The organism is Streptomyces sp. NPDC058620, from assembly GCF_042717135.1.
In the GTDB taxonomy this organism is placed as follows: Bacteria; Actinomycetota; Actinomycetes; order Streptomycetales; family Streptomycetaceae; genus Streptomyces.
In genome coordinates this window covers 15,441-26,518 of the sequence record NZ_JBHXQO010000070.1, presented here as the reverse complement: position 1 = coordinate 26,518, position 11,078 = coordinate 15,441, and the positions used below count along the sequence as shown (strand labels likewise).

Annotated in this window: 9 protein-coding genes and 1 pseudogene; 5 read left to right on the top strand and 5 right to left on the bottom strand. The window is 69.3% G+C overall.

Going from position 1 to position 11,078, the window contains the following annotated elements:
- Positions 1-90 precede the first annotated feature (90 nt).
- From ACFWSK_RS33705 to ACFWSK_RS33690, 4 genes and pseudogenes are all read right to left on the bottom strand, one after another.
- A pseudogene (locus ACFWSK_RS33705) lies at positions 91-249 on the bottom strand (acyltransferase); the annotation flags it as partial.
- Between the two features lie 197 nt (positions 250-446).
- The gene (locus tag ACFWSK_RS33700; RefSeq protein ID WP_383794766.1) at positions 447-1,394 is read right to left on the bottom strand and encodes a DUF4429 domain-containing protein; all 948 of its coding nucleotides are present in this window, start codon (positions 1,392-1,394) and stop codon (positions 447-449) included.
- An 84-nt stretch (positions 1,395-1,478) separates the two neighbouring features.
- Entirely contained in the window at positions 1,479-2,687 is a 1,209-nt protein-coding gene (locus tag ACFWSK_RS33695) for an alpha/beta hydrolase (RefSeq protein ID WP_383794764.1), read from the bottom strand.
- 224 nt (positions 2,688-2,911) lie between these two features.
- A complete protein-coding gene (locus ACFWSK_RS33690) occupies positions 2,912-3,586 on the bottom strand; it encodes a TetR family transcriptional regulator (RefSeq protein ID WP_383794761.1) in 675 nt (224 codons plus the stop codon).
- A 116-nt stretch (positions 3,587-3,702) separates the two neighbouring features.
- On the opposite strand from ACFWSK_RS33690, the gene ACFWSK_RS33685 reads away from it, so the two are divergent.
- Complete coding sequence (locus tag ACFWSK_RS33685; RefSeq protein WP_383794758.1) at positions 3,703-5,313, top strand: MFS transporter; 1,611 nt, start codon at positions 3,703-3,705, stop codon at positions 5,311-5,313.
- Positions 5,314-5,514: 201 nt separating this feature from the next.
- On the top strand, positions 5,515-5,877 hold the full coding sequence (locus tag ACFWSK_RS33680; protein ID WP_383794754.1) for a peptidase inhibitor family I36 protein: 363 nt from the start codon (positions 5,515-5,517) through the stop codon (positions 5,875-5,877).
- 64 nt (positions 5,878-5,941) lie between these two features.
- Here the strand turns inward: ACFWSK_RS33680 and aceE are convergent, their stop codons facing one another.
- Positions 5,942-8,683, bottom strand: a complete 2,742-nt coding sequence (gene aceE / locus ACFWSK_RS33675; protein WP_383794751.1) for a pyruvate dehydrogenase (acetyl-transferring), homodimeric type — start codon at positions 8,681-8,683, stop codon at positions 5,942-5,944.
- Between the two features lie 482 nt (positions 8,684-9,165).
- Here aceE and ACFWSK_RS33670 point away from each other — a divergent pair, with 482 nt between their 5' ends.
- The 3 genes from ACFWSK_RS33670 to ACFWSK_RS33660 all read left to right on the top strand — a co-directional run bounded on the left by ACFWSK_RS33670 (position 9,166) and on the right by ACFWSK_RS33660 (position 10,950).
- Positions 9,166-9,603: a DUF3052 domain-containing protein gene (locus ACFWSK_RS33670; RefSeq protein WP_030564649.1), complete on the top strand. Its 438-nt coding sequence runs from the start codon at positions 9,166-9,168 to the stop codon at positions 9,601-9,603.
- Positions 9,604-9,748: 145 nt separating this feature from the next.
- Positions 9,749-10,207, top strand: coding sequence for a peroxiredoxin (locus ACFWSK_RS33665; protein ID WP_383794748.1), 459 nt, complete (start codon positions 9,749-9,751; stop codon positions 10,205-10,207).
- 167 nt (positions 10,208-10,374) lie between these two features.
- On the top strand, positions 10,375-10,950 hold the full coding sequence (locus ACFWSK_RS33660; protein WP_185302899.1) for a TerD family protein: 576 nt from the start codon (positions 10,375-10,377) through the stop codon (positions 10,948-10,950).
- Positions 10,951-11,078 lie beyond the last annotated feature (128 nt).

The following is an 11,078-nucleotide window of genomic DNA, read 5'->3' as shown; positions in this document are numbered from 1 at the left end:
GATCAGGACGTGTCCGGGCACTTCAAGCCCGTCCGGCGATCGAGGACCGGGGTCCGGGCGGAGCCCTGGGAGATGACCCGGACCTCTCGGTCACGCCAGTCGTAGCGCGAAGACCGCGAACCCCGCCGCCAGTGCCCCCGCCGCCACCCGCCGGGCACCCGCGGCGCCCGTGCCCGACTGCCACGGCGCCTCGAACCTCCGCGCGTACCGCGCGATCAGCACCAGCAGCCCCGCGAACACCGGCATCCAGGCCGTCGGCGGGCGGCGGCGGCCCGGCGGGGGAAGTGGACATGGCCCGCCCACCCTAGGCAGCGAACCCACCGGAGGACGTCATACCGGGGTGCCGGTCCGCAGCCGTCCCGGTAGTACCGGGGTAGGGGGTGCCGCGATCCGGCGCCCCGTGCCCGCTCGCTCGGCGAGCAGCTGTTCCGGCGCCCCGTGCCCCGCTACAGCTCGGCGAGCAGCTGCGCCTTCTTCGCGCCGTACTCGTCATCGGTGACCAGCCCGGCCTGGTGCAGTTCCCCCAGGTGCCTGATCCGCTCGGCGATGTCCGCCGGATCGCGCCGCCCCGCAACGACCGGGGCGACGGGCGCCGTGGGCTTCGTCTGACGGCGGCGTACGGATTCGAGTACGGCGGCGGCGAACGGCAGCGACTCGTGCACCGGGCCGTAGCCGAGACCGAAGACGACCGCCGCCGGGTCCTGGTCCGCCTGCGTGGGGCGGACGGCGGCCCGGAGGCCCTGCGCCCCGCCCGCTCCTCCGTACGCCGCACCGGGCGGGTCCACCGGGCCCGCCAGTGCGGAGTCGGCCGCCCCGGTGCGCGGTACGAGCCGCAGATAGCCGTCGAACGCCTCGGGCGAACGCCACTCGACACCGCTCAGCTCCCGGACCGAGAAGGTCTGGTCACCCGCCTTCCACTTGGCGCTGGACGCACCGGTCCAGGACCACCGGAAGGAGATCCGGTCACCGTCGAAGCCGGCCCGGCCGTCGTACGCCTTGAAGCTCATCGGGGCCTCGGGGGCCGCCACCATGAACCGGTCGGCAGGCTGTGCCGCGTCCGGCCCCAGCAGGGCGCGCAGCTCGTCCGCGTAGTATTCGGCGAGCGTCTCGCGTTCGGCGGGAAGCACCAGCCGGTACGGATCGCAGCCGTCCTTCAGCTGTCCGGCCGCAGCCTCCAGCAGTGGATCGGCACCGGGTCTCGGCACCGCGTGCAGAACCACCGTGCCCCGCTTGCCCGGGTTCAGCGTCACCGACGACAACGCCGCGTGCGGGACGCGTCGTTCACGCAGGCTCTGGAAGAGCTTCGGCGTGCGTAGACCCCGTTCGAAGCGGATGAGCACGGAGTCGGTGTCGAACTCCCAGGTGGCATGAATTCCGGCCAGCACATCACCCATGTGCCTCATCGTATGCGGCACCGGCTCCCACGTCCCCCCTCGAAGCGAGCCGCAATTCGGCTCAGGTACCGCGCTCTACGCGCGTCAGGTGTCCCGCTCGCCGGAAATCCCGCTGTGGCAGGCCCCGTCGCCGCTCGCGCAGCTGACCGAGCCGTACGCGCCCACGCCGATCGCCGCGAAGTTGCTGAGGCTCTCCGTGCCCGGCTCGAAGTAACCGCTGTGCCCGATCGCGCCCCGCGCCGACATGACCCGCGCGCCGAACTCCGGATCGACCGGATCGGCGCCGTGACCGATGCCGCCGACCGCCAGATACGGCACGTCCTGAATCCAGTCGTCCTGGTCCCGCGTCGCCCACACCCTGGCCCCGGTGTGCAACTGCTCCGCCCGCTGCACCCGCATGCCGGGGCTGCCGGCGACCGCGATGTCCGTCACGCGCGACGGCAGGTCGTGCGCGGCGACCCCGCACAGCACGGAGCCGTAGCTGTGGCAGAACAACGAGACGCGCGAGGTGCCGGGCAGCCCGTCGACCAGCGCGTTCAGCCGCACCGCCCCGGCCCTGGCGAGCCGGCCCAGCGCCGCGTCCACGCCGATCCCGGCGGGGGAGGTGTAGTCGGCCCACGCGATGACCGCGGTACGGGTACCGGGGCGGGCGGCGCGTTCGGCCGCGTACAGCGACTGCGCCATGCCGACGGGGGCCGAGTACTTCCGGCCGGAGCGCTCCAGGGTCAGCAGATTCGTGTCGACGCCGGGGACCACGACCGAGACCCGGCTCGCCCGGTCGAGATCGCCGAAGACCTCGGCCGCGTGCCCCTTGCCGGACGGGTCGAAGGCCAGGATGTGACGGTCCTTCGCCAGCATCGAACGGAAGCGCTCCATCCGCCGCAGCGCCCCGTGACGGCCGCCGGGCGAGAGTCTCGTGTCGTGCATCCGCTGCTCCTCCGCCGCCCTCGCCTGCTTCAGCGCCTGCCGGTTGGCGTGGTAGCGCAGCGTGATCGGGGCGCCGTTCAGATTTCCCACGACGAGCGGGTACCTGTCGGCGAGCGCGGTCTGCTGCCGGGCGGTCAGAGTGGCGAAGAAGTGGGCCAGCCGGTACGGCGGCGAACCGACGTCCGGCAGCGCGTGACCGGCTATCCGTCCCCGGGCCCAGGAGGTCAGCGCGATCTCGCGTGGCTCGTCGGAGCGTTGCTGACGCACGGCGGTCCACCCGGTGGTCGCCAGCATCACGAACACGACCGCCACGGCGAGCAGCGCGCGCCATGCGGTGAGTGTGGGGGAGGAGTCGAAGGAATTCACTGCGCATCACCCTAGGAGACGCGCGCCGGAGCCCGTGACAAGGGTGACGCACATCACCGTACGGCGAGGAATTCGGCCGCCGTTCCTCACACTGCGTGTGCGCCCCGCGTACGTTCCGGTGCGCCCTCCGCCCCGTCCGCGCGGGATGCGGTCGCACCGGCCGGCCTGGTGTGAGGTCCGCCATTCGGGCGCCCTGAGATGTGCGGCACACCCCGCGCCGGAACTTACCGGGCCGGGGCCCCGGCCGGCGGGGTCCGCCAGTTCTCGGCCAGCGCGGGACCGAGGTGGTCCAGGTACTCCTCGGTCAGGGCGCGCAGCGATTCCACGCTGGTGTCGTGGCCCTGGCCCCACTGCTGTCCGGCCACCCGCATCACCCCGGCGAACGCGGCGACGACGATCCGCGGGCGCGTGTCGGTCTCCACGTCGAGCCCCTCGCGCCCGGCGATCAGCCGGGCGATCTCGTCCTCCAGGACGACACCGCGGCGCATGTGGGCGGCGATCAGCGAGGGGGTCGACTCGATCATCCGGTAAGTCCGCATGTGGAGGTCGATCGGGATGAGCGCCTCGATGGCCTCGCCGATGCTGTTCCAGGCGCACAGGATGGCCCGGCGCATCGCCTCGAAAGGGGCTTCAGCGGCGGGACGTTGACGCAGCTCCGAGAGGAAGCGGGATTCGACCATGGTCTGTACGGCGAAGGCGGCCTCCTCCTTGTTCGCGAAGTAGCGGAAGAAGGTGCGCTGGGAGACCTCCACGGCCTCGGCGATCTCGTCGACGGTCGTGCGGTCGTAGCCCTGCGTGGTGAAGAGCTCCAGGGCGGCGTTCACCAGGGCGTCACGGGTGCGCTGTTTCCGGCGTTCGCGCAATCCGGCCGGAGGTTCGGCTTTCTGCCCTTCTGGCACGTATCGGCTCTCTTTCTGATGCTTCGACCGGCTCGGGTCACCTGTGAGCTACGTGACAGTTACCGAGTTGTGAATCCGTTTGTCAACTGTCAGCGGCTGACACTAACCTCCAGCGCATGACTAGTCAGACCACCGTTGAGAAGGCGTCGCGGGAACCGGCAGAGACCGTTTCCCCAGCCCCGGCCAAGGGTCTTCGCGGCCACCCCTGGCTGACGCTGTTCGCCGTCGCCATCGGCGTGATGATGGTGGCGCTCGACGGCACCATCGTCGCGATCGCCAATCCCGCCATCCAGAAGGATCTCGGTGCCTCGCTGGCCGACGTCCAGTGGATCACCAATGGCTACATGCTCGCACTCGCGGTGTCGCTGATCACCGCCGGCAAGCTCGGTGACCGCTTCGGTCACCGCCAGACCTTCCTGATAGGCGTGGTCGGCTTCGCCGCCGCGTCCGCCGCCATCGGCCTCTCCGACGGCGTCACCCTGGTGATCGCGTTCCGCGTGCTCCAGGGCCTCTTCGGTGCCCTGCTGATGCCGGCCGCGCTCGGCCTGCTGCGCGCCACCTTCCCGGCCGAGAAGCTGAACATGGCGATCGGCATCTGGGGCATGGTGATCGGCGCGTCGACCGCCGGTGGCCCGATCCTGGGCGGCGTGCTCGTCGAGCACGTCAGCTGGCAGTCCGTCTTCTTCATCAACGTGCCGGTCGGTGTGATCGCGGTCGTCCTCGGCCTGGTGATCCTCAGGGACCACCGCGCGGAGAACGCCCCGCGCTCCTTCGACATCGGCGGCATCGTGCTGCTGTCCCAGGCGATGTTCTGCCTCATCTGGGCCCTCATCAAGGGCGCGGAGTGGGGCTGGGGCGACTACAAGACGCTCGGCTTCCTGGGCGCTGCGGTCATCCTGTTCTTCGTCTTCGCGCTCTCCCAGAAGAACGTGCGCGAGCCGCTGATCCCGCTGGCCATGTTCAAGTCCCTGCCGCTGTCGGCGGGTGTGGTCCTGATGGTGCTGATGGCCTTCGCTTTCATGGGCGGGCTGTTCTTCGTCACCTTCTATCTGCAGAACGTGCACGGCATGAGCCCGGTCGACAGCGGTCTGCACCTGCTGCCGCTGACCGGGATGATGATCGTCGCCTCGCCCCTCGCGGGCGTCCTCATCACCAAGTTCGGCCCGCGCGTGCCCCTCGTCGGCGGCATGGTGTGCACCGCTGTCGCCTGCTTCGGCATGTCCCAGCTGACCATCGGCACGGGCACGCTGACCATGTCGGTCTGGTTCGGTCTGCTCGGCCTCGGTCTCGCACCGGTCATGGTCGGCGCCACGGAGGTCATCGTGGGCAACGCCCCGATGGAGCTCTCCGGCGTCGCGGGTGGCCTCCAGCAGGCCGCGATGCAGGTCGGTGGCAGCCTCGGTACGGCGGTGCTCGGCGCGATCATGGCCTCGCAGGTCGACTCGAAGCTGGCCGGCAACTGGGCCGAGGCGGAGCTTCCGCCGGTCTCCCCCGAGCAGCTGGAGAAGGCGTCCTCGGCCGTCGAGGTCGGTATGCCGCCGATCGCCCCCGGTACCCCGCCGGAGGTCGCCGCCAAGATCGCGGGCGTCGCGCACGACACGTTCGTGTCGGGCATGAGCACCGCGTTCATGGTCGCCGGGATCGTCGCCGTGGGAGCGGCCCTGGTCGCCACCCTCACCAAGCGCGGTGACAACGCCGAAGCGGGCGCGGGAGCCGGACACATCTAGGGTTTCGCGGCCTCGGCCGACTCTTGTCCTCGATCGCCGGACGGGCCTGCCTGCCCGTCCGGCGATTTCTTTGCGTCCGGCGTCGGAAAGCGCCAGAAACCCCTATCAGGGTGGCACCCGCCCGTGACCCCTTCCCCCGGCACTGCCCCGCGGGTCAGGGTGCGGACAACTGATTCGCACGACCACGGGGGACGATCCACCATGCGCACCACTGTCCTTGCGGCCGCCCTGGCCGCCACCGCACTGATCCCGCCGACCGCCGTCCACGCCGCACCCGTCCGGCTCGGCAGCTGTGACGCGGGTCAGCTCTGTCTCTGGAAGAAGCCGGACTTCACCGGCGCCCGCCAGGTCCACGAGCTGTCCACCGTCGACGTCGACAGCTGCGTCCCGCTTCCCGCCGGCACCAGGGCCCAGGCGCTCGCCAACCGCACCGGGCGGCCCGTCACCACCTACCAGTCGGCCGAGTGCGCCGAGACCGGTGAGTTCGAGACCTACCCGGGCGGCGGCACCTGGGTCCCCAGGTCCTCGTACCAGGTCAGGGCCTTCAAGATCTGGGAGAGCTGACCCCGGACACGGGAAAGGGGCGGCGCGACCTTCCGGTCCCGCCGCCCCTCAGCCATCCGCCTGCTTACGCGTCGCCGCCGGCCGGGCCCGGATCGGCCGCGGCCACATCCAGGAGCTCGTAACGGTCGACCGCCGTCTTCAGGGCCGACCGGTCGATCCGGCCCTCCTTCGCGAGCTCGGTGAGCACCGCGAGGACGATCGACTGGGCGTCGATGTGGAAGAAGCGGCGGGCCGCGCCACGGGTGTCGGCGAAGCCGAAACCGTCGGCGCCCAGCGACTGGTACGCGCCGGGAACCCAGCGGGAGATCTGGTCCGGTACGGAACGCATCCAGTCCGAGACCGCGACGAACGGGCCCTCGGAGCCGGAGAGCTTCGACGTGACGTACGGGACGCGCTGCTCCTCCTCGGGGTGGAGCAGGTTGTAGCGCTCCACGTCCACGGCCTCGCGGCGCAGCTCGTTCCAGGAGGTCGCCGACCAGACGTCCGCCTTGACGTTCCACTCGTCGGCGAGGATCTGCTGCGCCTCGACCGCCCACGGGACCGCCACACCGGACGCCATGATCTGGGCCGGGATCTCGCCCTTCTCACCGCTCTTGTAGCGGTACACGCCCTTGAGGATGCCCTCGACGTCCACGTCCGCCGGCTCGGCCGGGTGCTGGATCGGCTCGTTGTAGACGGTGAGGTAGTAGAAGACGTCCTCGTTCTCCTCGGGCGTCCCGCCGTACATCCGGCGCAGACCGTCCTTGACGATGTGCGCGATCTCGTACCCGAACGCCGGGTCGTAGGCCACACAGCCCGGGTTCGTCGAGGCGAGCAGCTGCGAGTGGCCGTCCGCGTGCTGGAGGCCCTCACCGGTCAGGGTCGTACGGCCGGCGGTCGCGCCCAGCACGAAGCCGCGCGCGAGCTGGTCGGCCATCTGCCAGAACTGGTCACCGGTGCGCTGGAACCCGAACATCGAGTAGAAGACGTAGACCGGGATCAGCGGCTCGCCGTGCGTGGCGTACGCCGATCCGGCTGCGATCAGCGAGGCCGTGCAGCCGGCCTCGGAGATGCCGTCGTGCAGCATCTGCCCGGTCGGCGACTCCTTGTACGCGAGGAGCAGCTCGCGGTCCACGGCCTCGTACTGCTGACCCAGCGGGTTGTAGATCTTCGCACTCGGGAAGAACGCGTCCATACCGAAGGTGCGGTACTCATCGGGTGCGATCAGCACGAAACGCTTGCCGATCTCCTTGTCCCGCATGAGGTCCTTCAGGATGCGGACGAACGCCATGGTCGTGGCGATCGACTGCGTACCCGAACCCTTCTTCGCGGTCGCGTACGTCTTCTCGTCCGGAAGGGCCAGCGGCTTCGCCCGCACCACGCGCGTCGGGACGTAACCGCCCAGACCCTGGCGGCGGTCGTGCATGTACTGGATCTCTTCCGAGTCGCGGCCCGGGTGGTAGTACGGCGGGTAGCCCTCGTCCAGCTGCTTGTCCGTGATCGGGATGTGCAGCCGGTCGCGGAAGCGCTTGAGGTCCTCGACCGTGAGCTTCTTCATCTGGTGGGTCGCGTTGCGGCCCTCGAAGTTCGGCCCGAGCGTCCAGCCCTTGACCGTCTGCGCCAGGATCACCGTCGGCTGGCCCTTGTGGGCCTTGGCCGCCGCGTACGCTGCGTAGACCTTCTTGTGGTCGTGGCCGCCGCGCCCCAGGTGCAGGATCTGGTGGTCGGACATGTCCTTGACCATTTCGCGCAGCCGCGGGTCGTCGCCGAAGAAGTGGTCACGGATGTACGCACCGGTCTCGGTGGCGTACGTCTGGAACTGCCCGTCCGGCGTGGTGTTCAGCTTGTTGACCAGGATGCCCGTGCGGTCCTGCGCGAGCAGCGGGTCCCAGGAGCGGTCCCAGACCAGCTTGATGACGTTCCAGCCGGCGCCGCGGAACTGCGACTCCAGCTCCTGGATGATCTTGCCGTTGCCGCGGACCGGGCCGTCGAGGCGCTGGAGGTTGCAGTTCACCACGAAGGTGAGGTTGTCCAGGCCCTCACGGGCGGCGATGGACAGCTGGCCCAGCGACTCGGGCTCGTCCATCTCGCCGTCGCCCAGGTAGGCCCACACGTGCGACTTGGAGGTGTCGGCGATGCCGCGCGCCTCCATGTAGCGGTTCATCCGGGCCTGGTAGATCGCGCCGAGGGGGCCGAGGCCCATCGAGACGGTCGGGAACTCCCAGAAGTCCGGCATCAGTCGCGGGTGCGGGTAGCTGGACAGGCCGTTCGGCGCCTTCGACTTCTCCTGGCGGAACGCGTCGAGCTGCGCCTCGCTCAGCCGGTCGAGCAGGAACGCGCGGGCGTAGATCCCGGGGGACGCGTGCCCCTGGAAGAAGATCTGGTCGCCGCCGTCGCCCTCGTCCTTGCCGCGGAAGAAGTGGTTGAAACCGACGTCGTACAGCGACGCGGAGGAGGCGAACGTGGCGATGTGGCCGCCGACGCCGATCCCGGGACGCTGGGCGCGTGACACCATCACGGCCGCGTTCCAGCGGGTCGCGTTGAGGACCTTGCGCTCGATCTCCTCGTCGCCAGGGAAGAACGGCTCGTCCTTCGTGGCGATGGTGTTGACGTAGTCCGTACTGCGCATCTCCGGCACGGCGACGCGCTTCTCGCGCGCGCGCTCGATGAGCCGGAGCATCAGATAGCGGGCACGCTCACGGCCCCGCTCGTCGACGGCGGCGTCGAGGGAGTCGAGCCATTCCTGGGTCTCTTCGGGATCGAAGTCCGGGACCTGGCTCGGAAGGCCGCCAATGATGATCGGGTTGCGATCGGATCCGGAAGCCACGCTGTTCCTTCGCTGTTCGGTGCTGCTCTACGGGGCCTGGTTACGGGAGACGGACCCCCGGGACATCTGTTTGTGCGCCGCCTCCATCGTGTACCGCGAGGGCGCAAACGTCATCTCTACCGTGGGGTAACCGCGAGGTTCTGAAGCCTCGCGCCCGGTCACGAGTATGAGCGTCGGAGGATGGGTCGGTCCAAACCGCAACCATACGCCCAACCCGTCCAAGCGTTCCCAAAGGCTGTTCGGCTCCGATTGGCGGATCGAAACGGCATAAGCTGAGGAAGGACGTAAACGGATTGGGTACGGGCGAGGGCCCCGCAGGAGACCGGCCGGAGGTTGCGGCGACGTGGCAGGGAACGTCACCGTTTAGGCGGTCTCGGACGCTGGGTACTTGCGCGATTCGCCGAGCCCGTGTGGACTACGGCCAACGCCCCGCGTACGCGCGTGGGTGAAGCATTTTCCGAAACATGATCAGGAGGCAACCCGTGAGCGCGACCGCGGACCACGCGGAGGAGCGGACCAACCCGGCAGCACGCCTGGGGTTCGAGCCCGGACAAGTGGTCCAGGAGATCGGCTACGACGACGACGTCGAGCTGGAGCTCCGTGAGGGCATTGAGGCCACTACCGGCCAGGAACTCGTCGATGAGGAGTACGACGACGTCGCAGACGTCGTCCTGCTCTGGTTCCGCGACGAGGACGGCGACCTTACGGACGCGCTGGTGGATGCCATTGGTCTGCTCGAGGACGGCGGTACGGTCTGGCTGATGACGCCGAAGACCGGCCGTGACGGATACGTCGAGCCGAGCGACATCAACGAGGCTGCCCAGACAGCCGGTCTCGCCCAGACCAAGAGCATCAGTGCGGGCAAGGACTGGACGGGCAGCCGTCTGGTCACCCCCAAGGGGGCCAAGGCCAAGCGCTGACCCCTCCTCCCACCACCCGGGGCCCCCGGACGGCATCACGCCGCCGGGGGCCTTCGTACGGGTGCGCGCAGGCCCCTGCATAGGGTGGGGGCACCCGGGCGGACCGGTCCGGGTATGCGGTGGAGTGATGGAAGGGACGCGTTTCATGGCGATCGAGGTCGGCACCCAGGCCCCGGAATTCGAGCTGAAGGACAACCACGGGCGGACCGTGAAGCTCTCCGACTACCGCGGCGAGAAGAACGTCGTACTGCTCTTCTACCCGTTCGCGTTCACCGGTGTCTGCACGGGCGAGCTCTGCGCGCTGCGCGACGAACTGCCCCGGTTCGAGAACGACGACACCCAGCTGCTCGCCGTCTCCAACGACTCCATCCACACCCTGCGCGTCTTCGCCGAGCAGGAGGGTCTCGAGTACCCGCTGCTCTCGGACTTCTGGCCGCACGGTGAGACCTCGCGGGCGTACGGCGTCTTCGACGAGGAGAAGGGCTGCGCGGTGCGCGGAACCTTCGTCATCGACAAGGACGGCACGGTCCGCTGGAGCGTCGTCAACGGCCTCCCGGACGCGCGGGACCTCAAGGACTACATCAAGGCCCTCGACGCCATCTGATCCCGTCCGCTCCCCGGTCGGTCCCCGATCCGGGAGATGTCCTGGCGGCTCCCTGCCAAAAGCCTGTTTTGGCAGGGAACCGGTCACTAGGATCCATTCGTTGATCCGATGCCAACGCACGATGGGGACGCTGGTTCTGCCGGCCCCTTAAAACTATGGGAGGACCCGTGGGAGTCAGCCTCAGCAAGGGCGGCAACGTCTCGCTGACCAAGGCCGCACCCAACCTGACGGCGGTCATCGTCGGTCTGGGCTGGGATGCCCGTACGACCACCGGCGGTGACTTCGACCTCGACGCCAGCGCGCTGTTGACGGGTGTCGACGGCAAGGTGGGCAACGACGGCAACTTCGTCTTCTTCAACAACCTCAAGAGCCCCGACGGCTCCGTCGAGCACACCGGTGACAACCTCACCGGTGAGGGCGAGGGCGACGACGAGGTCGTCAAGGTGAACCTCGCCGGTGTCCCCGCCGACGTCGACAAGATCGTCTTCCCGGTCTCGATCTACGAGGCCGAGAGCCGTCAGCAGAGCTTCGGCCAGGTCCGCAACGCGTACATCCGCGTGGTGAACCAGGCCGACAACACCGAGCTCGCGCGCTACGACCTCAGCGAGGACGCCTCGACGGAGACCGCGATGGTCTTCGGCGAGCTCTACCGCAACGGTGCGGAGTGGAAGTTCCGCGCCATCGGCCAGGGTTACGCCTCGGGTCTGCGCGGCATCGCGCAGGACTTCGGCGTGAACGTCTGAGGTACGCCAGTTTTTCCCGTCCGGGGGCGCCCCCGGGGGGGGGCCCGGCCCCGACCAACACACCGGGGGGGGCACCCACCGCGGCACCCACGCCCAAAGCCGGGTGATTTAAAAAAAAACAATCCCCC